Source organism: Liquorilactobacillus ghanensis DSM 18630, from assembly GCF_001435235.1.
Lineage (GTDB): Bacteria > Bacillota > Bacilli > Lactobacillales > Lactobacillaceae > Liquorilactobacillus > Liquorilactobacillus ghanensis.
In genome coordinates, this window is the sequence record NZ_AZGB01000016.1 from 414,588 (window position 1) to 439,276 (window position 24,689).

Below are 24,689 nucleotides of genomic sequence, written 5' to 3' on the forward strand. Positions count from 1 at the left end.
TTTATTGTATACGTTTTCTAATGATTGTCAATAAAACCCCAAGGGGCTAAATCAATTGTTAAAAATAAATTGGCAGCTCAATTTAGTAAGTATCATATTAAGCTTTAGTAAATGAACTATTCAGCTTTGGAAAAAATAGTTGACATTTTCTAGGAAGCGCATACAATTATATTTGATATATTAGTACACTAGTATGTTCCAGGGCTGGAACATAATTAATACCAATATGTTAACTTTAAATACTTACTTTGGAAGGAGAATAAGTTTATGCTCAAGAAACTTCAGGATCGTATTTTTACGAAAAGAAAGATAACACTAAAAACGGCCCTTTCTTTTGGTGTTACAGACTTTATAGGAGGTGGAGGACAAACCATAATTGGGGCATGGATGCTGTTCTTTTATACCTCATATTGTAACTTGACGGCGACAGATGGAGCGATTATTGTTGGAGTTGGGAAATTTGTAACCGCTATCGTAGGACTTCTTATGGGTGGCTTTACAGATAATTTCTATAAAACTAGGTTAGGGAAAAAATATGGCCGGAGACATTTCTTCTTGTTTATCGGATCGCCACTATTATTATGTTTTGCTTTAATGTGGATTAGCGGTTTAGGATTCTGGTATTATTTATTAACCTTTGTAGCTTTTGATGCAATTTCGACTGCTGTTATGATTCCGTTTGAAACCTTACCAACTGAAATGACAAACGACTACAATGAAAGAACGAAATTATCAACAGCCAGAATGTTTTTCTCAGCTAGTGCAACCTTTTTAGCAACTTTTATTCCCGGACAGCTTTTTAAAGTTTTGGGACAAGACAGTCCAATTCCATTTTTTATTAATGGTTTGCTTTTTGCTGTAATTTTCATGTTGGCAATGTTTTTAAGTGCTTACAATACTTGGGAACGTCCGGCTGACGAAGTAGTTGATACAGACGGTGATGACACTGGTAAGAATTCGAACGTTTTACTTGATGATATAAAAGCTTATATCTCAACTTTCAAAATAAAAACTTTCAGAAAACATCTGGCAATTTATTTATTTTCGTTTACTGGCAAAGATGTTTATAACACGGTCTTTACCTATTTTTGCGTATACGTATTAGGATTGACAGCAACTGTTGCTGCTAATATGTTGTCACTTTCAATTATTGGAGTTGTGATGACTGTTATTGGCGGATTCTTAATGATAAAATTTGGGCCACGTTGGTTGTATACATTTGCGTACTCATTAATGATTGCAATGTTGATCGCTTATTATGTAGTAGTTAAAGTAATGCCGGCACATATTATTTTAGTATTGTTCATAATTTCCTTCATATATCAATTAGGCAGAGCGACGCTTGAATTTACACCATGGAGTGTTTATCCATTTATCCCAGATATTGACGAATTGGTAGTCGGGAAAAATAGAGCTGGTGTATTCGCATCAGTAATGACATTTTTAAGAAATGCAACAGCTGCATTGGCAACAGTCTTAGTAGGGATGTTTTTGGATGCTAATGGTTTTGTTAAGGGCGCTAGTCATCAGCCTTTGGAAGCACAGCATGCAATTGTAAACATTTTGGTGTTTGGCGAAGGTGGATTAATTTTAATCGCTTTACTGATTGCTTTGACATTCAAACTTAATAAACAAACCCATGAAGTAATTACCGATGAAATTAATCGCTTAAAAGCTGGTGGGAAAAAGGAAGAAGTAACTGACAATACCAAGCATATTGTTAAGCAACTTTCTGGAATTGATTATGCAAAAGTTTGGCCTAAAAAATAATAGTTAGTATGTAGTAGTAATAGCTACCTTAGATTTAGGTTTTAGATAATCGTCGTTAGGGATTGTTGAACTAACTGGTTTTTATGTTTATTTGCCAGCCAAGCTATGTAAAATTTTTGCTAAATGGGGTTTTAGTTATTTACGCAAGATAGTGTGTGTTTGCAACTTTATTAGATAGTTGAACAAATTTTAGCTCAAAATGTATATGGGCTAAAAGCAATTATTGAAAAATAAGAAGTCAAAGCAAATTTTGTTTAGCCATGAAAATGAATTTAGTTGCAAACTTGAAATGATTTGTTTTGGTATCTGATTTTATCAATGTTTTAGGCAGTTAATAATGATTTGCTCAAAAATGACTAAGGCTTTGAGAGAGTCTCAGTCATTTTTGATTTTACTTGTAGGAAGCTAAAAGACAATAGTATGATTTGGAAAAAGCAAGCGAACTTAAGGACATTCTCCTTAAGTTCGCTTGCTTAATGCAAAGTTAATTGAAATATTATTCAATCAGATTTTCAGGTTATTGATTGTCTTGATCGCCAATTTTACCTTTTTCCCACTTGCCTTCTTGTAAATCGGAAGCAATCATAGCATATTTGATGTCACTTAATTTGTATAGTTTAACAATAACGATAGCGGCTACAACTAAGCAGATTCCAGGGTAAAGAGTCATTGCTCCTTTGATGCCTTTCAATGTTTCTGCTGACTGGTGGGCATTGGCAATGTAACCAGTTAAAGCTAAAACTGAAGCAGTAACTAACGCAGCCAATGATTGAGCGATTTTACGGGAAAAGTTAAAAGCTGCATAAGTAATCGCTTCTTTTCGCATTCCTGTATGCCACTCACCATAGTCGATACAGTTTGAAACCAAGGCCCAAGTTATTCCGTTTGGAATAGCTAAAGCAGTATAACCAATTGTTACAAGAATGATAAATGTTACAACATTTGTTGGAATAAAGAAGTTTAAAATATTGGCAACGGCTCCAACGATAAAGCTAACCATCATAACTGGTTTCTGACCGAAATGCTTTGTTAAAACTGGAATCATAAATACGCCGACAATTGAAGTTCCCATCATAATGGCGTTGATAACCGGCTGTAATCCGATGTTGTTTAAATTATATTTAGCATAATAAATCATCATTTGGTTATTGGTGTTCATTGCAGAAATTGTAAATAACTGCATTAGAATTACGGCTCCTAATGGTCCATTAGTAAATACGACTTTTAAATAGTCTTTAAAGCCTTCACGCTTGGCATTTGCATCACGGTGCACGTTAACATTTTCGCGTGTTCCTAAGTAACAAACGACAAACATTAAAATACCTGCGATAGCAAAACAAACACTGGCCAGCATATAACCACGTGTATCAGTTTTATCGCTACCAAACATTAGCATCAATGGAATAAATCCGACACCTGCAATAAATTGAGCTCCAACCGATCCAATCTGTCGAGTCATGGCCATAAAATTTCGATCATCACTGTTACGTGACATGACAGATGCTAACGAGCCATAAGGATCATTAGTAAAAGAATAAATTAATCCCCAAATCATATAAGCAGCATAAGCATATACGATTTTTTGAGTCATGGATAAACCACTAGGCATCGTAAACGTTACCACTGTCATGATACCCAATAAAATTGCTGAAATCATCATTACCGGTCGGAACTTGCCACGTGGTCCAATTTTTTTGCGCCCATCAATAACTGAACCGGCAATTGGATCCATAAATGCATCAAAAATTTTGGTAAAACCAAAAATTCCTCCAACGACAGCAGCTGGTAATCCAGCTGCATCAGTCCAGAAGTTAGTCAGATAGGACTGGCCCAAGTCAAACATAAAACCGTTTCCAAAATCTCCGAAACCATAAGATATTTTTTGCGATAATGGAATATGCTTATTCAGTTCTGGGTCGATAATTTGTTTTCCAATCGACTTTTTTGGAGTCGCATTAGTCTGTCCTGAAATGTTATTCATAATAATTCCTCCCGAATATAAATGAATGCGCTAACAAAACGTAAGAAGTGAAATAACGTATAAAAAAACAAGAAGCTAATAATGCTATATTGTCATAAAAGTGCACTGATTTATGAACACGTTAAAATATATTATCAACGCTTACATTGTAAGCCGATATAACGGATACAGTCAATACTTTTTTGATAATTTGTGAATTAAATAACTTTATAAATTAGAAATCTTATTCAGATGAAAACAGCTTTTGGCCATATTCTACTTAGTTATTGGCATTTTATTTTTGAAATAAGCGTTTTAAATGATAATAACTTTTAAACTGTAATTTATAAAAACAAATTAAATACTAATAAGCTCATTTAGTAACTTTTAGTAATGAAACCAAAGTTCATGAATGTTGTCATAATTTATTCAACCATTCTGTTAACGTGAACATGAATGCTGACTTATGATTTTGCGGGAAGTTAGTAAGTGGTTTTGCTAATGCTTATTGAAATAACCACTGTAAAAGATGATTTTTCGGTGAGCTGCATAAGTTGATTAGTTAGCGAGACAAAATAATTTAAGTAGGAATCAAATTGTGATATTGTATTAATTTAAATAACAACTTTTTTGTGGAATTGAACAGATGATCTTTAACTGATTTAAATATAATAGTACTCAATTTTTAAAATTATTCGTATTTTATATTTTAATTTTCAATATTAAAGGGTAAGATTATTATTTTATTTCGAAAAATAAGAAAAAAATCAAAATTATGTTTACAATTATTGAAAACAACTATAGAATTAATTCATGTATTTTAACCGTTAAAAATGTTATCCAGGGGGTAAAAATGGAAAGAAAATCATCTTTTTTTAGAATAGAATTTGCTGTGATTTTGTTAGTAATATCAATCATTATTTTATTAGATATTACTCAAAAAATAACAATTGATATTTCTATACCAGTGTCTTGCTTAATCTTTTTAGGATTTTTAAGTTCTTTTATCTTGCCTAATTTAATTTTAACTTGGTTAGCGATTTTTGGAACAATTGCTGTTGCTTTTGTTATGTTATTTGGAGTTGTATATCTACCGGTTGTGGAACGAATAATTCTAATATTTACTTTTCCCTTGTACTGTTGGTTGGGAGCGATTATTAAATATGCTATTGGTATGAGAGGTTCTGCGCTATCTGATCGCAGCAATATTATTACCTATACACAGCATGTTAATTCGATTACTAAATTGAAAAATAGTGCTAATGCAAGCCGTTACTATAAAAAATATTTAAATTTTATAAAGGATTCGGCTAGTGACTCAGTCGGGATTGATGTTACTTGCATTCAATGGGCGCATAGTGAGCAATTCAGACAGCTTAATCCGGCTGAATATCGAAAAGTCTTGCGTACGGTGGCGGATGATTTAAAAAAATATCGTTTACCTGATGAATCACTCTACTATTTGAAACAGGGAGTTTTTTTAATTTTCTCACCTCAAGAATCTAGTGAATTAAGAAAAGAACTTCAAGTAACAACAGAAAGATTTTTAGAGCAAATTAAATTTAATAACCAAGATGTTTCGCATGATTTACAGTTTAAATTCAGCTATGTGAACGTGAATTTTGCAAATTTAAAAAAATTCGCTACATTTGAAGAATTGGAAAAGAAATTAGTTCGGCAGCTTGAAACAGATATTATTGTTGAGTATCAATAATGAAAAGGGGATTTTAATGAATTTAACGGCATTCTTTTTTATGTTGGCGTCAATTATCAGCGGGATTTTTGCATTGGCAATTGTTATACTATTTATTTGCTACCTAATTATTTTTCAACGAGTTAATAAAAACTTTAAGGCGGTCGATAAAAAATGATTAATCAATTGTTGATGATTATAACTTTGGTTTCAATTTGGCTGTCATTAGCAATGGCATTAATCATTTTAAGCTCAGCAACGCATTTTTGGTTAAAAAATAGTAATGCACATGCGAACATAAAGCAACTGGCAAGATATCCGCTGATTACTTTAGTTGTGCCAGCGCACAATGAAGCTGTAGTTATTGAACAAACAGCCAAAGCAATTTTAAATATGAATTATCCAGCAGACAAGGTTGAACTGTTATTATATGCTGACAATTGCGAGGATCAGACTTACCAGATTATGCAAAAATTGGTGGCCAGAAGTAATTACCGACAACGAAAAATAAAAGTAATTAATCGCCATGGAACTGGCGGTAAAGCTGGTGTTTTGAATGATGCTTTAAAAATAGCACATGGTGAATATATTGGTGTTTATGATGCGGATGCGATGCCTGAAAAGAATGCGCTGTACTTTTTAGTTGCGAAGGCATTAGAAAAAACGGAACAACATGTGGCTGTTTTTGGCAGAAATAAAACTAGAAATGCTGACCAAAACTTTTTAACACGTTGCATTAATCAAGAAATTGTTGTCACTCAACGGATTCAGCACGTCGGCATGTGGCATTTATTTAAAATCGGCCGAATTCCGGGAACTAATTTTATTATCAATACTGATTTTGTTAAAGAAATTGGTGGTTGGCGCAATGGAGCATTGACAGAAGATACGGATATTTCTTTTAAAATCATGCAAAGTGGAAATTTAATTGCTCTGGCTTATAACTCAGAAGCTTTTCAACAAGAACCGGAAACCTTGAAGTCTTATTATTTGCAGCGCAAACGATGGGCAAAAGGAAATTATGAAGTGGTAATTGCTAATTTTAAGCATCTGTTTGATCGCAGTAACTGGCGGGTAAAACTAGAAACATTTTATTATAGCTGTACTTTTTTTTGGTTTAACGCAGCAATCATTTTGTCGGATATAATTTTTATTGCCAATGTAATTTTTCTGTTTTTACAATTAATCTGGCCGAATTTAACGTTGCCGTTTATGTTCGCTGCCAGCAATATTTATATCGCACAGCTGCTTTTCTTTAATTGGATGCTGATGATCCTTTTGTTTTTATTGCAGATCAGTCTGGCGATGGCAACTCAGTTTGGTCAGGCAACAACTAAACAAATTTGGTTAGCTTTGGCATCTTATTTTACCTACTCACAATTATTTATTGTTGTTTCGTTATCGGCAGTAACTTCAGTGACACTTGATCGAATTTTTCATCGTGAGGGTAACAACTGGGTGAAAACTAAGCGATTTAATGATTAAGGGGCTGAAGATGAAAAAAAATCTGTTTATTTACGCTTTCTTTATAATGGTATTGGCAATTCTGGTAGGAATTACGCTCAAAGTTCGCTTGGAAACACCAAAAAATCTGCGCCAATCAACTATTTCGCAATGGAATTCAAAGTTTATTCGGCAAACTGGAAACAGCGCATATGTTGCTAGCAAAAGTAGCCGCAAAAAAACAACTGTTTTGTCAGAAGGTCAAGGATACGGGATGCTGATTGCAGTAAAAGGTGCTACCAGCAGTCAAGCTGATCAGAAAAAGTTTGATCAACTTGATCGTTATTATCTAGCAAATCGTGACGGAAAAACTAATTTAATGTCTTGGAAACAAACATTGAATTCTAAGGGTCAGCGCATTAGAAAATATCAAAACAGTGCTACCGATGGTGATCTTTATATTGCTTATTCATTAATTGAAGCAGCTAAGAAGTGGCCTAAAAAGGCAAATTTTTATCAGCGACAGGCACAAACTTTATTGGCTGATATCCTCAAATATGATTATAATTCTAAAACACAAGAATTGATGGTTGGAAATTGGGCAGCACATAGTCGATATCAGACAATGTTACGTACATCTGATGTTTTACCTGCTCAATTTGATGCTTTTTATAAATTAACAGGTAATCGAACATGGGTAACTATTAAACAAGCAATGCTGAAAAGTCTAGTAAGTTTGAGTAAACAGCATCGAACGGGACTGATTCCAGACTTTGCTTGGATTAAAAAGAAGCAAACGGTTGCGGTTAAAGCAGGAACTGTTTCAAGTAAGTACGACGGAGATTATTATTACAATGCTTGTCGGTTGCCGTATAATTTAGCTCAAAGCAAAGATCGGCTCAGTCAACGAATTTTAAATAAAATGATGAATTTTTTTATGAAGCAAGAATATATTTCCGGCGGTTATCGATTGAATGGTCGACGATTAAATCATTATCAGTCAGCTAGTTTTGGAGCTCCAATTTTTTTCGCAGCAAATCATAATGCGAAGTTTTCAAAATTAGTTCAGTCAGAAAAATACATTTTTATTCAATCTTTAAATGCAAATAATTATTATCAATCAGCTTTGACTATTTTGACAACACTTGGAACCTTTAAGTAGTGAAAATGGTTATAAAGATAATAAAGCCTTAAAACTAGTTAGACTGACTAGCTTTAGGGCTTTATTAGATTCGACATATAAAATATTTAACTCTTTTTGCGATTTTTAGCAGTTAGGGCACTGTATCTAAGATACCTTTTCTTAGCCTCGGCTTCATTTATAGCTAAAAGCTTTGAAAACTCAGCAGAATTGTGTGTACCCAAATGGTATCTAAGCTCCCCCTTTAGAAATTCTTGAAATAGACTCCAATCAGGTTTGCTAGAGTCAAGTTTTAAAAATTCTTTTTGTGTACCTGAAGCTGGAAATCTTCTGAAGAGGGGCCAGTATCCACATTTTACGGCCTTTTTTTGTTCTTTAATAGCAGTATTATGATAAATCCCATGTAATTTGCATGTACTATAGGCAATTATAATCGAGGGCCCTTCATAAGCTGCAGCCTCAATAAAAGCTTTTAAGGTCTGTTCAGGATTAGCTGCAAGGCAGATTTGAGCAACGTAGACATTATCATAAGTCATCATAATAGATGCAAAATCTTTTTTTATTTTTTTGTTTCCAAAATTTGTAAATTTTGTTCTGGCAGCTGTAGGGCTGGATTTTGAGCTTTGCCCCCCGGTATTTGAGTAGCCTTCATTATCCAAAATTAAGATGTTTACATTTTTATTTTGGAATATAATCTGATCTATTCCGGCATAATCAATATCATATGCCCAACCATCACCACCCACGATCCATGTAATTCTTCGCATTAAGAAGTGTTGATTGACAAGTAATTCTTCTAATTCTGGATAGTATGGTGCTTCATTTGCCAGACTGTTAACTAATGAATTTACGACTTTAGGATCACTTTGAGTCTCTTTTTTACTTAACCAATTTTGAGCTGAGTTTCTTAAATGTTCACTATAAATTTTATTTGTAGCAATTTTTTTAACTTTTTGACTTAATTGATTTCTAATGAGTTCAGCGCCGATGCCTAATCCGAATCCGTATTCGGCATTATCTTCAAATAGTGAAGTTGTCCAGATAGGTCCGTAGCCACTCTTATCAGTAGTATAAGGAATCGATGGTGCACTTCCGCCCCAAATCGAAGAACATCCGGTTGCATTGGCAATCATTAAATTTTTAGGGAAAAGTTGGGTTAGTAATTTTATATAAGGCGTTTCGCCACAACCAGCACAAGCTCCTGAAAATTCAAGTAAAGGTTTTTTTAATTGAACAGAACGAATACTCTTTTTTGAGGATTCAGGAAAATCAAAGGTTTGATGATTGATAGCGTAATTCCAATTTTCGTTCTCCACTTTTTTATGTTGCGAATTTTCTTCCAATTGAATTCCCTTATTTTTTAAAGGGCACATATCATAACAAAGTGTACAACCAGTACAATCCAACGGAGATACTTGGAGTCGATATTTGAATTTGGCATTTCCTCTGAAAGGAACGGTTTTAAACGGTACAGGTTCGTTTTCTTTGAAAACAAATGGTCTAATAGCTGCATGTGGACAAATAGTTGCACATAAATTGCAGTTTACACAATATTCAGGACGCCATATAGGAATTTTTGCAGCAATATCCGGCTTGTCATAGTTAGCGGTACCTAGTGGAAACGAACCATCTTTTAAACCATGTTTGAGCATAGTTTTTACTGCTATTTTTTCTCCAAGCTGTTTGGTCATGACTAAGTGAATTTCACCTTTAAATGAACTATCCGTGGGTACATCACTTTTGTGTTTATCCTTTCTCCCCCAAGTTGCTGGAATATTTACTTTTTTCAAATCAGCAATTGAATCATTAATAGCTTTTATGTTTGACTTAACCAGTTGTGTACTATAAGAGCTATATTTTTTATTAAATTTGCTGGAAAGTGCATTTAAACTAGTTTGGAAATCTGTCAGATTAGCCAAATATAAAAAGCAAGTTTGCATTATCGAATTTATGTGAGGTAAGAGATTAAATTTTTGGGCAATCTTATTGGCGTCTATTATATAAAAATTTATTTTGTTTTTAGCGAAATAATATTTATAATCATTTGGAAGAATTTTAGTGATTTTTTCTAGAGAATAGCTAGTATTTAATAAAAATATGCCGTTTTTAGTAAGACCATCAAACAATTTGAATGTTTTTATATAATTATCGCAATAACATGATAAAAAATTGAAACTTTTAACTGCATAAGCCGATCGAATTTTTTGTTTTGAAAATCTAAGATGTGAAACCGTAACTCCACCGGCTTTACGAGGATCAAATTTAAATTGTCCTTGAACATTTAAGTCTGTTTGTTCACCAATTATCTGAACTGTCATGCTACTTCCACTTGTTGCGCCATCAGAACCGCGTCCCCAAATTTGAGCTTGAAAATCTTTTTGAGGAGTTAAATCATTTTGACCGATATTTGACAATGAAAGTTTTGTAACATCATCTATAATTCCTAATGAAAAATGTTTTTTAGGTTTGGAATTTTCAACTTCAAAAAATCCAGCTCTAATTTGATTGGGAGTTACATCTTTGGAACCTAAACCATATCTTCCTGCTAAAATATTTACATTTCGTTTAGCTGATTGAATTACTGATTGGATGTCTTCAGCAAGCGGTTCATTAAACGAACCTTTTTCCTTTGTTCGATCTAAAATTATAATATTTTTGGCAGAAAAGGGAATTTTGTCAATTATTGCTTTTGCAGGAAAAGGGCGATACAAGTGAATATTTAATACTCCCCAGTGTTTGTTGTTTTTATTGCTTTCATCTATAACTTGTTGGATGGTTGGAATGATTGAGCCCATAGCAATCATGATTGTTTCTGCAAATTTATCTCCGTAATAATCAACTACTGAACAGTTAGTATTAAATAATGGATTTAATACTTCAATACAATTAGCTGCTTGTTTAGGAACAGCTTGATAATCAAGATTGGTAGTTTCTTGTTGTTGAAAAAAGATATCAGGTGTTTCTGAAATTCCATAAGCTCGTGGATGATCATTTCGCACACTATTTGTTCTAATTTTCTGATAAACGATCGGGTCAACTATTTTTTTAAGTTGACTATATGAGGGTAATTCAATGTTTCTTAATTCATGACTTGTGTTGAAGCCATCAAAAAAATTAATAACCGGCATTGACATTGTGGCGGATAACAAGTGAGCAACACCAGCAAATAAAGCTGCTTCCTGAACGGAACTAGCTGCTAAAATTATAACTCCAGTTTGCCGTACCGCCATGACATCACTGTGATCACCGTAAATGCTTAAATTTCCTGTTGAAATGGCACGTGAGGCTACATGAATAACTACAGGTAAGAATTCACCGGCTAATTTATAAAGTGTTGGAATCATAAGAAGCAATCCCTGTGAAGATGTAAAAGAGGTAGACAATACGCCCGTTTTTGCCAGTCCATGGACAACACCAGCCACTCCACCTTCTGATTGCATTTCAACAACTTCAACATTTTGATTGAATAAATTTTTCTTTTTTAGATTAGACCAAAGTTCTGTTTTTTCGGCCATTAATGAAGCAGGCGTTATTGGATATATTACAGCTGCTTCACTAAAAGCGTATGCAACGTAGGCTACCGCGGTATCACCATTTACTATCTTTCTCAACTTTAATTCCTCCCAACATGTAACCACTTTCATAGCTTATATCTCTAAGTTTGATTGATTTATTTTGATTTACATAGGAATATTTTGTCGAAAAACTAGTAAATATATGCTCTGCAGCAAAATAAAAATTATTATGAAATAATTTGCCATGAAAAAAGTTATAGTTTTCTGGAAAAAAAATACAATTAAACAGTCAGTAAAAGAGCTTATAATGCAATTGAAATTTGAAATAGTTTAGAGGTGATAACTTGGAAAAAAATGATCACAGTTTGATAGATATGGTATTAAAAAAGGCAGGTGATGCTTCTTTCGAAAAAGAAAATTATTTTGATTTAAACCGAATCACTAGTGCCGTGTTAAAAACTGCAGATGAAGCTGCACGTAGATTACTAGATGTTTCTTTTTCAATTGTAGATCAAGCGGGTAATTTATATTATTTTTATCGGATGCCTAATGCTATTTTAGTTAGTCTAACTTTATCGCAAAAAAAGGCCTATACAGCAGTCGCTATGAATGAATCGACGATTAATTTATATTCAAAATGTCAACCTGGAGAACCTTTATTTCAATTAGAAACTTTCAGTGAAGGTAAGATCGTGACTTTTGGTGGAGGAATTCCGATTCGAATAAATAATTGTTTGGTGGGTGGTTTGGGTGTTAGTGGCGCTCCAGATCCTAAAGAAGATGATTCTTTAGCAAAATATTGGTTGAAACATTTAGAGTTTGAAGATCACTAAAGTTTATTAATAATTAAGAAAGGAAAATCATAATGAAAAAAGAAATTAACGTAAAACCGGGATTTTCGCAACCAACAGAAAGAATAAAAAAATTAAAGGCAGCAATTCTTGATACAACTCCGCGGATCGAAGTTGAAAGAGCAAGATTGATTACTGAATCATACAAGAAAACGGAAGCGCTTCCAACTGTTTTAAGACATGCTAAAGGATTCGAGAAGATACTTTCAGAATTGCCGGTTGTTATTCGCGATAATGAATTAATTGTAGGAACAGCCACAATTGATTCGCGCTCAGCTCAAATTTTTCCAGAATTTGGGCCACAAGGACTTAAAGATGAGTTTGATACTGTTTCAACCAGATCAGCTGATCCGTTTGCTATTTCTGAAGAAGTAAAAACAGAATTAAAAGATATTTTTAAATACTGGGAAGGAAAAACAACTAGTGAATATGCTTCTTCATTAATGGATGAAGATACTCGTAAGGCTTACGATGCGGGAGTGTTTACAGTTGGAAATTATCATCAAGGCGGTGTAGGACATTTAGCAGTAAATTATGAAAAAATTTTGCAAAAAGGAATTCGTGGAGTTATTTCTGAAATAATTGCGGCCATAAAAAATGCAGATCAAACTGATCCAAGTTGGATCGAAAAAGAACAATTTTATCGGGCAGCTTTAATTACTTTAAAGGCAGTAGTGAACTTTGCTAATCGCTATGCACAAAAAGCAAAAGAATTGGCAGAATATTCAAATGATGCAAAAAGGAAAGCCGAACTATTAAAGATTTCCGAAATTTGTTCACACGTTCCAGAATATCCAGCACGTAATTTTTATGAAGCACTGCAATCATTTTGGTTTATTCAATTAGTTATTCAAATCGAAGCTTCAGGTCACTCAATTTCACCAGGTCGATTTGACCAGTATATGATTCCTTTCTATGAAAATGACGATACTCTGACTCAAGAAGAGGCTCAAGAATTACTTGATTGCTTGTTTGTGAAGTTTAATGATTTGAATAAACTGAGAGATATTGTAACGGCTACAGCGTTTGCGGGTTACCAATTATGGCAAAACGTTAATTGTGGTGGTCAAACTAAAGATGGCAAGGACGCTACTAATGCTATTTCATATATGGAAATCGAGTCAATGGCTCATGTAATGATGGCAATGCCTTCTTTATCGATTCGAGTATGGAATGGAACACCTAATGCATTTTTATTGAAGGCATGTGAACTTTCAAGATTGGGTGGTGGACAACCAGCATTCTATAACGATGAAGAAATTATTACTGCCAAAGTAAATCGTGGTGAAACACTTGAAGATGCACGAAATTATGCAATTGTTGGATGTGTTGAGCCAGCTAGTCAAGGTAAAGAAAATAGTTGGTGTGATGCTGCCTTATTTAATTTGCCAAAAGTATTAGAAATAGCAATGAATAATGGTCGTTTGAATGGTAAAGATTTTGGACCTAAAACAGGGGAATTTAAGGATTTCAAATCTTTTGACGAATTTCTAAAAGCCTATGTTGAGCAAATGAAGTTTTGTGTTTCATTGCTAGTTAGAGCGGATAATGCAGTTGATTATGCTCACCGCAAATATGGGCAGTTAGCTTTTGTTTCAACCTTAGTAGATGATTGCATCAGTAAAGGCGAAACGATTGACCATGGTGGAGCACATTATAACTTTACAGGTCCTCAAGGAATAGGTTCTGCAAACATCGGCAATGCTTTAATGGTTGTGAAAAAACTAGTATTTGATAGTAAAACATTATCAATGAAGCAACTAAAAGAAGCAATGGATCACAATTTTGGTAGAAGTGAGAGTGCTGTTCCAGCTGCAAAAGCAGATAAAGATGAAGCCTACGATGCAATTGCACAAGCTGTCAAAAAAGTTCTGGGTGAAGATGAAAGTCTTGATTTAGATAATTTGAAATTAAATCATGATGATACTACTAAATCACTTGATGATAACAGTAATGTCTACGCAAAAATTCATGAACAAGTTATGAATGTGGATAAATACGGTAACGATTTAAACGAAGTAGACGAACTTACTAGAATCGGTTCAAGAGTTTATTGTGAAGAACTTGAAAACTATAAGACACCACGTGGCGGCATATTTAATGCGGGACTTTATCCGGTTTCCGGCAATGTTTTGTTTGGTAGTTATATTGGTGCAACACCAGATGGTCGTTATGACAAGGAAACGATTGCTGATGGGGTTTCTCCAACCAGAGGAACGGATACCAATGGCCCGACTGCAGCAGCTAATTCAGTTGCTAAACTTGATCATTTTATAGCATCTAATGGGACATTATATAATATGAAATTTAGTCCTTCAGCGGTTGCAGGAGATGGCGGATTGAGAAGATTTGCAGCTTTAATTCGTGGATTCTTTGATAAAAAAGGCGGACATGTTCAATTTAATGTTATTGATCGGCAAACTTTACTTGATGCCCAGGCACATCCTGAACAACATAAGGATTTAATTGTTCGTGTTGCAGGCTATAGTGCACAGTTTATTGCTTTGGATAAGTCAGTCCAAGACGACATTATTGCAAGAACTGAGTTTGATAATTTTTAAAATTAGGAAGTAATTTATATGGGAAATATTGACTATGATAAAAAAGCTTGTGTGTTCAATATTCAACGTTATTCAATTCATGATGGACCGGGAATTAGGACGATCGTTTTTATAAAAGGCTGTCCACTGCGGTGCAAGTGGTGCTTTAATCCAGAATCTCAAGATCCTCGTCCGACTAAAGATTTTGGCTCAATGATGAGTGTTGCTGATGTTTACAAACAAATAAAAAAAGATGAAGTAATTTATCGGCGTTCAGGAGGTGGAATTACTTTTTCAGGAGGCGAGGCGTTAACTCAACCAGATTTTGTTGAAGAGTTAATTAAGGTCTGCAATGCGAATGGTTGGACTACGGCGGTGGAAACAGAAGGGTATATTTCAGAGAGGACAATTACCAGAATAATTCCAAAATTAGACTACGTTTTGCTTGATATAAAAGCAATTCCAGAAGATGTTCATCGGCGGGGAACAGGTGTAAGCAACCATAGAATTTTGAAAAATGCATTGTTGATTAACCAATTGGCCAAAAATGTGGTTGTTCGCGTACCGGTCATCCCAACTTTTAACTATTCTAAAAAACAAATAAATTATATTTGTGAATTTAGTAAATACCTTAATAATGTAAATACCTTGCACCTTTTACCATATATGACTGTTGGCAGAAAAAAATATAAAAAATTAGGACGAAAATATGAGATGGGAGATATAGCTCCTTTATCAGAAGACGATTTATTACCTTTAAAAGAAATTGTTGAAGAACACGGATTTAACTGTGTTTTGGGTGGATAAATAAAGGGGAATCTAAAAATGGATGAAAAAATATTCAATACAGTAATGAATCAAGTTGAAAAAAGCTTGGATGAAAAGGAAACGAGCAAAAGTGAAAGTAGTTGTAAAAATAAAAGCTGTAATGTAACTGAATTTGTAGGAACAGGTATTGGTGATGCAATTGGACTAGTTATTGCTAATGTTGATCCTCAGCTGCATGAACAAATGAAGATTGACAAAAAATATCGTTCAATTGGAATTTTGGGAGCTAGAACCGGAGCAGGTCCTGAAATTATGGCGATCGATGAAGCAGTTAAGGCTACAAATACAGAAGTACTTTCAGTTGAATTGGCTCGTGATACTAAAGGAGGTGCTGGTCACGGCTCATTAATTATTGTTGGCAGTGAAGATGTATCTGATGCAAGACGGGCAATTGAAGTTGCATTAGAGAATTTGAACCAAACCAACGGCGATGTTTATAGTAATGAGGCTGGACACCTAGAGTTTCAGTATACAGCGCGTGCTAGTTATGCAATTGAAAAAGCTTTTGGAGCGCCGGTAGGTAAATCGTTTGGATTAGTTTGTGCCGGCCCGGCAGCCATAGCAGTAGTTTTGGCAGATACTGCTATTAAAGCAGCAAATGTTGAAGTAGTTAGCTATGCTTCTCCAGGTAATGGTGGGACAGCACACTCCAATGAAGTTATTTTAACAATAACTGGGGATTCTGGAGCAGTTAGACAAGCAGTAATTGCTGCTCGTGAGTTAGGACTTAAATTATTAGGAACATTGGGTGCTAAACCAGTTTCTACTACAAAACCATATATTTAGGGGAGGATGATTCAAAATGAATTCAGATGCACTGGGAATGATTGAAACTAAGGGATTTATTGGTGCCGTTGTAGCTGCCGATGCAATGGTAAAGGCGGCTAATGTACAGTTAATTGGAAGTAAAAAAATTGGTTCTGGACTTGTATCGGTCTTGGTCAGAGGGGATGTTGGTGCGGTTCAGGCGGCAACCGATGCCGGAGTTGCTGCAGCTAAAGATGTTGGAGAAGTAGTTTCAACCCATGTAATTCCACGACCGCATACGGATACTGAATCTTTATTACCGAATGAGTAAAAACGGAAGTGAGTTGAAATATGGATCAAAAGCAACTTGATACAATTATTTCTCAAATCACAGAACAAATTATTTCAAGATTAAATGAAAAAGAGTCGAATTTAAAAGCATTAAAAAAAGCACAATTGTATATTTTAACAGATAAAAATGAAACAAAAATCAGCCAGGAAATTAAAACTAATAATGTTTCGTTTTTACGGGATCAGTATGATTTAAAAATTATTAACTTTACAAGTGAGAACTATCAAGCAACTTTTCCTAAGAACTTAAATGAAGAAGACAAAGTATTGTTAACGTCGTTTCCATTTTATGATGTTGCTAAGGCTGCTTTAGGGATCATTGACGATACAGTTACATTTTGGATCAGTAAAACCTTTTTCTTAGGAAGAAAGGTTTTACTTTTAAAAGATGGAAAACGACCAATTTCAAATAAAAATAAAAAATATAGTGAACTTTTCTCGTCGTACATGAAAACACTAAACGAGTTTGGTTTACAGGAGATATATTGGAAAGATTTGAATAGAAATTTACAGTATGAAATAAAAACGACCGTTTTAACTTTGGCAGATATTGAAAAGCTCCCATCAAATAAAACAGTGAGTTTGAATTCAGCTACAATTTTGACAGAATTGGCTAGAGAAAAAATAGCAGAAAAGAATTTAAAAATAATTTATAAATGAGATGGGAGGTGTAGATATGCATGATGCACTGGGAATGTTGGAAGTAAAAGGATATGTTGCCGCAATTGAATTTGCTGATGTGATGGTAAAAGCAGCCGATGTTAAGATTGTCAAAATCAAAATGACCCGGGGAATGGGATGGATGACAATTTTTGTAGAAGGAAATGTTGCCGCAGTGCAAGCTTCCATTCGTACAGCACAAACGAGTGCTGTTGAAAGCAATCAATTTGTTTCTGCAAAAGTGATTCCTCGACCTCATGAAGATCTTAGTATCTTTTTAGAATCAACAGATGTAACTAAAAAGCAGAATAAATCGGAAGAAGAAAAACAACCAAAAATTGAAAACAAACAACCAGCAAATAAAGCTGGCAACAATATTCGATCCAGCAGAAAGAATGCAAATTTAAGTAAAAGGAAATCAATTACAACGAATAAATCTTTACCAGCTAAAAATAATGGGACAGGTTTGCAAAAAAGAAATAGTAGCACGAAGGAAACTACTGCGGTTAATAAAGTTGATAATCAACCAAAGAAAAATAATTGAAATTTAAGGAGGAATTTATAATGAATGATGCATTAGGAATGATAGAAACTAAAGGTTTTGTGCCAGCTGTAGAGGGAGCCGATGCAATGGTAAAAGCTGCCAATGTACGTTTAATTGGATATAAACAAATTGGAGCTGGGTTAGTAACAGTTTTGGTCAGAGGAGATGTAGGCGCTGTCAAAGCCGCAACTGATGCTGGAGCAGCTGCCGCCAAAAATGTAGGAGAAGTAAAATCTGTTCATGTAATTCCGCGGCCACATACTGATATTGAAAAGATTTTAACTGATAAAGATAAATAAGTAAGAAGGGGAAAAAATGGATGATAAAGATTTTCAAGCAACAGTTCGCGAAGTCTTAACTAATTTAAAAACAATTGTAAAAATTCCTGTCGGGATTTCAAATCATCATATTCATTTAACGGAAACCGACTATAAAAAATTGTTTCCGCATGAAGCAATAAAAGTAAAAAAAGAACTAAATCAACCAGGGGAATTTGCATCAGAGCAGATGGTTACTATCAAAGGACCAAGAGGAAAAATTGCAAGAGTTCGCATCTTGGGACCATTTCGTAGTCATTCACAAGTTGAGGTTTCATTAACAGATGCTCGAAAACTGGGAATTAAAGTTCCAATTAGATTATCTGGTAATTTAGATAACACTCCTGGAATCGATTTGGAATCTGAATATGGATCATTACATTTAAACGATGGAGTAATTGTTGCCAAGAGACATATCCATATGTCTGAGAAAGAAGCAGCATTATTGGGGGTAAAAAAAGGAGATACAGTAAGTGTCTCGGTGGATAATGCTGAAAGACCAATTGTTTTTCAGAATGTTGAAATAAGACCGGGAAAGAATTTTAAATTGGAGATGCATCTCGATACCGATGAGGCTAATGCTGGAAATATTTCTGGAAAATCATTCGGAAAAATAATCAGCTGATAATTGGGTGAGTCTATGTATGAAATCGAAGAACAAAAACTTGCAGCAGCTAATTCAAAATTGGATGTTATTAGTGAAATTGTAAATAAGGAAAAGCTAGCGGCAGATGTTAAGTTTAAAAAATTAAAAGCCGGAATTGATTTAGGAACATCCTCGATCGTTTTAGTAGTTGTTAATGAACAAAATGTGCCAGTATTTTCGGCCTATGAAGAAGCCAGTGTTGTCCGGGATGGATTAGTAGTTGATTTTATGGGTGCAATTTCGATAACTAATAAATTGAAGGAAAGAGCGGAAGCATGTTTACAGACTAATTTAAACACGGCGGCTGGGGCAATTCCACCTGGAACAGTCGGAAATAATAAAAAAATTGTTGGTAATGTTATCGAGGCTGCCAATCTAGAGGTTAGTGCAATTTTGGATGAACCAGTCGCAGCAGCTTGTTTATTGGATATTTCTGATGGAATAGTAGTTGATGTCGGTGGAGGAACAACCGGAATAACAATTATCAAGAACAAAAAAGTTGTTTTTTCTGCAGATCAAGCTACTGGTGGCACACAAATGACTTTGGTGATCGCAGGTTTCTATAATGTAACAATTACAGCAGCTGAAAAATTAAAAAGATCAAAAGTAAAGGAAAATGAAATTTTTAGTATCATTCAACCAGTTGTTGAAAAAATTGGAACAATTATTGATCAATATTTGACTAAATTCCAAATTCCGCAAAATGTGCCTGTATTTTTAGTCGGAGGAGCAACTTGTTTTGAAAAATTTCCAGATACTTTAAGCAAAATGCTCAATCGTCAAGTTTATCAACCGCATAGTCCTCGTTTTGTAACGCCATTGGGGATTGCAATTGGAAATGAAAAGTCATTCAGCTAAGGCGGCAAGTTGGGACGTGAAAAAATGTATATTGCGAAAGTGGTTGGGAATATTGTTTCAACCAAAAAAGAAGATAGTTTAGTTGGATCCAAATTAATGATTTTAAAAATGATTCATGCAAGTTCTTTAGACAATCTGATCGTTGCAGTTGATTTAGTCGGTTCAGGGGTAGATGACTATGTTTTAGTTTCGTGTGGAAGTTCAGCTCGGCAAACTTTTTTAAATAAAGAAATACCAGTTGACGCAGCGATTGTTGGGATAATTGATAATTTTGATGAAAGGATGATCAAAGATGGAATTAGATGTTGAGGATATAATTGCTAAGATTATTAAAAATGATAAGTTGGACGATGGGATTAAAAGTTCGGAAGAATCGAGTTATGCTGCTGCGGGAGAAAATGGTGTTTTTAAAACTGTAGATGATGCAGTTAAGGCAGCCAAGATTGCTCAGAATAAATATTTTCATACTTCATTAAAAATGAGGAAAAAAATTGTTAAAGCTATTCGTGACGAATTACTGCCAGAGGTAGAAGAAATTGCCCGTCGCGGATACGAAGAAACAAACATGGGAAATTTAAACGATAAAATCGAAAAGAACAGATTAGCTATCACCAATACACCCGGATTAGAAGATCTGAAAGTAAGCAGTCAGGTTATAACCGGAGATAATGGGATGACGTTATATGAATTATGCCCGTATGGGGTCATCGGTGCAATTACTCCAAGTACAAATCCTACAGAAACAATCATTAATAATACGATCGGAATGCTTGCGGCAGGTAACGCAATTTACTTTAGTCCGCATCCAGGTGCAAAAGAAAGTTCAATTTGGTTAATAAAAAAGCTGAATAAAATAGTTAGCAAGGCAAGTGGAATAGAAAATTTGGTGGTAATGATTGAATCACCATCTATTCAAGCAGCCCAAGAAATGATGACTCACCCAGATATCAATTTACTGGTTGTTACTGGAGGGCCAGGTGTTGTGGGTCAAGCAATGAGAAGTGGTAAAAAAGTTTTAGGTGCTGGAGCAGGGAATCCGCCAGTTTTAGTAGACGAAACAGCCGATATTGAAAAAGCAGCTCAAGATATCGTTAATGGTGCGGCTTTTGATAATAATTTACCATGTATTGCTGAAAAAAATATTGTGGTTGTAAATGAAGTTGCAGATAAATTATTAGAAAATCTGAAAAAAGATGCGGCTTTTGTTGTATCTGATTTAGCTGATGTCAAGAAGTTAACTGAATTAACCGTTACAGAAAAACAAACTCCTAATAAAAAATATGTTGGTAAGTCTGCAGAAAAAATTTTAAACGATGCTGGTGTTGCTTATACTGGGAATCCTAGATTAATTTTGATTGAAGCTGATCAGAATAGTCCATTTGCCAAAATAGAGATGTTAATGCCTGTAGTTCCGTTTATTCGAGTAAAGGATTTTGCAGCGGCGTTAGATACCTGTTTGACACTGGAACATGGATTACACCATACAGCAATTATGCATTCTCAAAATGTTTCGCGGCTTAACAAGGCTGCTAAAGAGATGCAGACTTCTATTTTTGTAAAAAATGGTCCATCGTATGCCGGAATTGGATTTGGTGGAGAAGGTCCGACAACTTATACAATAGCTACCCCTACAGGAGAAGGTACAACCAGTGCTAAAAATTTTGCCCGGGTAAGGAGATGCGTCTTGACTAGTGGCTTTTCGATTAGATAGGAGGATGTCAGCATGGAGTCTTTTAAGATTAAAACACATATCTTAAGTGGAAATAATGCCCTTAGTAATTTAGACAAATTGTCAAATGAAAAAATCTGGATTGGCTGCGATCCATTTTTATTGAAAAATGCAGTCGTTGATAATTTATTTAATAGTTTAAAGCAGGCAAATAATAATATTTGTATTTTTGATGATATAAAACCAGAACCGCCGATCAGCAATATAATAGCTGGTATTAAATCATACGTTAATTTTTCGCCTACTCAAGTAATTGCTATTGGTGGTGGTTCGGCAATTGATACTGTTAAAGCTGTCAGATTCTTTTCACAAAAAAAATATCCTGATTTAGGAAAAAGTTATTTTTGGGCACTTCCAACTACGAGCGGAACTGGATCTGAAGTCACCAGCATATCAGTGATTTCTGATCCCGAGAAGCAGTTAAAGTATCCGGTTGAAGATCAGTTGCTGCTTCCAGATACTGCAATTCTTTGTTTAGATTTAGTAAAGAGTTGTCCACCTAAAGTAATAGCTTATAGTGGGATGGATGTTTTAACCCATGGATTGGAATCTTTAGTAGCAAATAATGCATCACTTTTTTCGGATGCTCTTGCTGAAAAAACGATTAAGCTTGTTTTTGATAACTTGGAAAATTGTTACGTAAAAAAAGAAGATGTATATTTTGCTAATATGCAAGCAGCTTCTTGTATTGGAGGTTGTGCATTTGAAAATGCAGGATTAGGGATCAGCCACGCTCTTTCACATCAAATAGGAAGTTTATTTCATATTCCACATGGTCTGGCTAATGCGATTTTACTGCCAAAGGTAATGCAATTTAATTCTAAAAGTCAAAAAGTTGAAAGTAAATATGCAGCTGTTGCTAAATTGGTCTTCCCTGAAGAAACCCTAAGAATGAATGCTGAAGACAGCGTCAAATTTTTAATTTCACAAGTAGAGGATTTAGCACAGAAATTAAATTGTCCACGTTCTTTAAAAGAATGTGATGTTAGTGGTAAAAAAGTTGCAAATGATTTAAATAGAATAGTGCTAAATGCTGAAAAAGATTTTACGTATCCTGGTAATCCGGTAGTTCCTACTAAAGGCGATTTAGTTAAGATCGTATTATCAATTTTATAATTGTTTATTTTCAAGTAGGGAGAAGATGAAATCGAGGAGGATGACTTATGGGATATTTAGGAGAATTTATAGGAACTTTTGTACTGATGATATTTGGAGCTGGAGTTGGAGCATCGGTTAATCTTGAGGGTGCTTATGCTAAGGCCTCTGCTAAAGCCGGTTGGATCATGATTGCTTTAGGATGGGGACTGGCTGTCATGTTAGGTGTTTATACCGCAGCTTACTTTGGAGCTCCAGGTCATTTGAATCCGGCGGTTACAATTGCTTTTGCTGCCGGAGGAATAATTTCTTGGAAGATAGTTCCTGGATATATCTTGGCTCAAATTGTAGGGGCATTTTTGGGCGCCAGTGTAGTAGCACTTCACTTTTACCCACATTTTAAGAAGACAAAATCTGATCAAGGAAATACAGTTGCAATTTTTGCAACTGTACCGGCAATCGATAACAAGTTGTTTAACTTTATCAGTGAAGTTGTTGCTACTTTTGCGTTTATTCTTTGTTTACTTACGTTAGGTAATTTTGCGGAAGGACTAAAACCGTTAGTTGTAGGTTTGCTGATCGTTGCAATTGGTTTTTCTTTAGGATCAACGACTGGATATGCTATTAATCCAGCAAGGGATTTTGGACCAAGATTGGCGTATGCAGTCTTACCAATTCCTAACAAGGGATCTGCTAATTGGGATTATAGCTGGGTACCGATTTTAGGCCCGATTATAGGTGGATTACTAGCAGTTTTTCTTGTAAAAATTGTTTAAAATAATGTTTTAATAAGAGGGTGACACTTATTGAATAATCTTAAAATAATGGCAATAAATTCTGGAAGTTCATCACTAAAATTCAAATTATATGAAATGCCGGCTGAGAAAGTTTGCGTAAGTGGAATAATTGAACGTATTGGCAGTCCAGAAGCTCAGTTTTCAATTAATAATAAAACTAAGACCTTAGCAATAAAAAATCATGAAGAGGCTATTAGATGCCTTTTGACTGAGTTGTTAAAGCAGAATTTTATAGACGAATTGAATGAAATTGTTGGGGTAGGACATAGAGTAGCACATGGTGGGGAGTTTTTTGATAGATCAACTATTGTAAACAAGAAAGAATTTGCAAGAATTGAACAACTTGGAGAGTTGGCTCCGCTTCATAATCCGGTCAATGCAATGGGAATTAAAGTTTTTTCGGAGGTGCTTCCGCAAAGTATTCAAGTAGCAGTTTTCGATACAGCGTTTCACCAAACGATTCCGAGTTATAACTATCTATATCCTTTACCATATAGTTTGTATCAAAAGTATAAAATTAGAAAATATGGTTTTCACGGAACCAGCCATCAATACGTTGCTAAAAGAGCTGCAGAATTTTTAAAATTGGATTTTCAAGAGGCCAATTTTATTACTTGTCATCTTGGAAATGGAGCCAGTATTTGTTGTATCAAGGAGGGTAAGTCCTTCGATACTTCTATGGGATTTACACCAACTGATGGGGTTATGATGGGGACTCGCAGTGGTGGAATCGATCCAATGATCTTCCCATTTTTAGAAAAAAATTTGTTGTTAGATGTTAATAAAATTGAACATATTATCAATAAAGAATCTGGACTGTTGGGCATATCAGGAATTTCAAACGATTTTAGAGATGTTCAAAATAGTGCTAGAAATGGGAATGAACTTTCTAAAATAGCGATAAAAATGTTTGTTAGGAAAATTAGTGAGTATATATTGTCATACACGTCAGAATTAAAAAGGATTGACGGAATCGTATTTACAGCCGGAATCGGTGAACATTCAGCTTATGTTCGTCAGCAAATTTGTGAACAATTAACATGCTTGAATGTAAAATTAAATAAGCAAAAAAATGATGACAATGATAAGTTAATTAGTTCAAAAAATTCTAAAGTCAAAGTACTGGTAATCCCAACGGATGAAGAGCTGGTTATTGCTAAAGACACTTATAAGCTTGTCCATAATTTAGTGAATGTTTGAACAA

At 34.6% G+C, this 24,689-nt stretch carries 22 protein-coding genes; 20 read left to right on the forward strand and 2 right to left on the reverse strand.

Features of this window, described 5'->3' with window-relative positions; genetic code table 11:
* The first annotated feature begins 267 nt into the window (after positions 1-267).
* Complete coding sequence (locus FC89_RS07385; protein ID WP_057871903.1) at positions 268-1,770, forward strand: MFS transporter; 1,503 nt, start codon at positions 268-270, stop codon at positions 1,768-1,770.
* A 517-nt stretch (positions 1,771-2,287) separates the two neighbouring features.
* Here the strand turns inward: FC89_RS07385 and FC89_RS07390 are convergent.
* Positions 2,288-3,751, reverse strand: a complete 1,464-nt coding sequence (locus FC89_RS07390; RefSeq protein ID WP_057871904.1) for a glycoside-pentoside-hexuronide (GPH):cation symporter — start codon at positions 3,749-3,751, stop codon at positions 2,288-2,290.
* A gap of 832 nt (positions 3,752-4,583) precedes the next feature.
* Here FC89_RS07390 and FC89_RS07395 point away from each other — a divergent pair.
* Genes FC89_RS07395 through FC89_RS07405 form a run of 4 tightly spaced genes read left to right on the forward strand, consistent with a single transcriptional unit; the run spans position 4,584 to position 8,028 of the window.
* A complete protein-coding gene (locus FC89_RS07395) occupies positions 4,584-5,444 on the forward strand; it encodes a hypothetical protein (protein WP_057871905.1) in 861 nt (286 codons plus the stop codon).
* Positions 5,445-5,460: 16 nt separating this feature from the next.
* A complete protein-coding gene (locus tag FC89_RS12745) occupies positions 5,461-5,601 on the forward strand; it encodes a hypothetical protein (RefSeq protein ID WP_169790212.1) in 141 nt (46 codons plus the stop codon).
* Positions 5,598-6,908 carry a glycosyltransferase family 2 protein gene (locus tag FC89_RS07400; RefSeq protein ID WP_057871906.1) on the forward strand — a complete coding sequence of 437 codons (1,311 nt, stop codon included), beginning with the start codon at positions 5,598-5,600 and terminating at the stop codon, positions 6,906-6,908. Before FC89_RS12745 ends, FC89_RS07400 begins: the two co-directional genes overlap by 4 nt.
* A gap of 10 nt (positions 6,909-6,918) precedes the next feature.
* The gene (locus FC89_RS07405) at positions 6,919-8,028 is read left to right on the forward strand and encodes a glycosyl hydrolase family 8 (RefSeq protein WP_057871907.1); all 1,110 of its coding nucleotides are present in this window, start codon (positions 6,919-6,921) and stop codon (positions 8,026-8,028) included.
* 86 nt (positions 8,029-8,114) lie between these two features.
* Here FC89_RS07405 and nifJ read toward each other — a convergent pair whose 3' ends face one another.
* Positions 8,115-11,618 carry a pyruvate:ferredoxin (flavodoxin) oxidoreductase gene (gene nifJ, locus FC89_RS07410; protein ID WP_057871908.1) on the reverse strand — a complete coding sequence of 1,168 codons (3,504 nt, stop codon included), beginning with the start codon at positions 11,616-11,618 and terminating at the stop codon, positions 8,115-8,117.
* A 248-nt stretch (positions 11,619-11,866) separates the two neighbouring features.
* On the opposite strand from nifJ, the gene FC89_RS07415 reads away from it, so the two are divergent.
* The 15 genes from FC89_RS07415 to FC89_RS07485 are packed head-to-tail and all read left to right on the forward strand — an operon-like array spanning position 11,867 to position 24,685.
* Positions 11,867-12,355, forward strand: a complete 489-nt coding sequence (locus tag FC89_RS07415) for a GlcG/HbpS family heme-binding protein (RefSeq protein ID WP_057871909.1) — start codon at positions 11,867-11,869, stop codon at positions 12,353-12,355.
* A 32-nt stretch (positions 12,356-12,387) separates the two neighbouring features.
* Positions 12,388-14,934, forward strand: a complete 2,547-nt coding sequence (locus tag FC89_RS07420; RefSeq protein WP_057871910.1) for a glycyl radical protein — start codon at positions 12,388-12,390, stop codon at positions 14,932-14,934.
* A gap of 18 nt (positions 14,935-14,952) precedes the next feature.
* Positions 14,953-15,720 carry a glycyl-radical enzyme activating protein gene (locus FC89_RS07425; protein WP_057871911.1) on the forward strand — a complete coding sequence of 256 codons (768 nt, stop codon included), beginning with the start codon at positions 14,953-14,955 and terminating at the stop codon, positions 15,718-15,720.
* Between the two features lie 18 nt (positions 15,721-15,738).
* Complete coding sequence (pduB, locus tag FC89_RS07430; RefSeq protein ID WP_057871912.1) at positions 15,739-16,527, forward strand: propanediol utilization microcompartment protein PduB; 789 nt, start codon at positions 15,739-15,741, stop codon at positions 16,525-16,527.
* A 16-nt stretch (positions 16,528-16,543) separates the two neighbouring features.
* Positions 16,544-16,819 (forward strand): BMC domain-containing protein, encoded by a 276-nt coding sequence (locus FC89_RS07435; protein ID WP_057871913.1) that lies wholly within the window; start codon positions 16,544-16,546, stop codon positions 16,817-16,819.
* Positions 16,820-16,839: 20 nt separating this feature from the next.
* Positions 16,840-17,499, forward strand: coding sequence for a hypothetical protein (locus tag FC89_RS07440; RefSeq protein WP_057871914.1), 660 nt, complete (start codon positions 16,840-16,842; stop codon positions 17,497-17,499).
* A gap of 16 nt (positions 17,500-17,515) precedes the next feature.
* Positions 17,516-18,043, forward strand: a complete 528-nt coding sequence (locus FC89_RS07445; protein WP_057871915.1) for a BMC domain-containing protein — start codon at positions 17,516-17,518, stop codon at positions 18,041-18,043.
* A gap of 17 nt (positions 18,044-18,060) precedes the next feature.
* A complete protein-coding gene (locus FC89_RS07450) occupies positions 18,061-18,342 on the forward strand; it encodes a BMC domain-containing protein (protein WP_275453135.1) in 282 nt (93 codons plus the stop codon).
* Between the two features lie 16 nt (positions 18,343-18,358).
* A complete protein-coding gene (gene pduL / locus FC89_RS07455; protein WP_057871917.1) occupies positions 18,359-18,985 on the forward strand; it encodes a phosphate propanoyltransferase in 627 nt (208 codons plus the stop codon).
* A 15-nt stretch (positions 18,986-19,000) separates the two neighbouring features.
* On the forward strand, positions 19,001-19,864 hold the full coding sequence (eutJ, locus tag FC89_RS07460) for an ethanolamine utilization protein EutJ (protein WP_057871918.1): 864 nt from the start codon (positions 19,001-19,003) through the stop codon (positions 19,862-19,864).
* A 24-nt stretch (positions 19,865-19,888) separates the two neighbouring features.
* Positions 19,889-20,173: a EutN/CcmL family microcompartment protein gene (locus FC89_RS07465; protein WP_057871949.1), complete on the forward strand. Its 285-nt coding sequence runs from the start codon at positions 19,889-19,891 to the stop codon at positions 20,171-20,173.
* On the forward strand, positions 20,157-21,575 hold the full coding sequence (locus tag FC89_RS07470) for an aldehyde dehydrogenase family protein (protein WP_057871919.1): 1,419 nt from the start codon (positions 20,157-20,159) through the stop codon (positions 21,573-21,575). The genes FC89_RS07465 and FC89_RS07470 overlap by 17 nt, the downstream gene beginning before the upstream one ends.
* A 12-nt stretch (positions 21,576-21,587) precedes the next feature.
* Positions 21,588-22,709, forward strand: a complete 1,122-nt coding sequence (locus FC89_RS07475) for an iron-containing alcohol dehydrogenase (protein ID WP_057871920.1) — start codon at positions 21,588-21,590, stop codon at positions 22,707-22,709.
* 47 nt (positions 22,710-22,756) lie between these two features.
* Entirely contained in the window at positions 22,757-23,464 is a 708-nt protein-coding gene (locus FC89_RS07480; RefSeq protein ID WP_057871921.1) for an MIP/aquaporin family protein, read from the forward strand.
* 30 nt (positions 23,465-23,494) lie between these two features.
* Positions 23,495-24,685, forward strand: coding sequence for an acetate/propionate family kinase (locus FC89_RS07485; protein ID WP_275453134.1), 1,191 nt, complete (start codon positions 23,495-23,497; stop codon positions 24,683-24,685).
* Positions 24,686-24,689 lie beyond the last annotated feature (4 nt).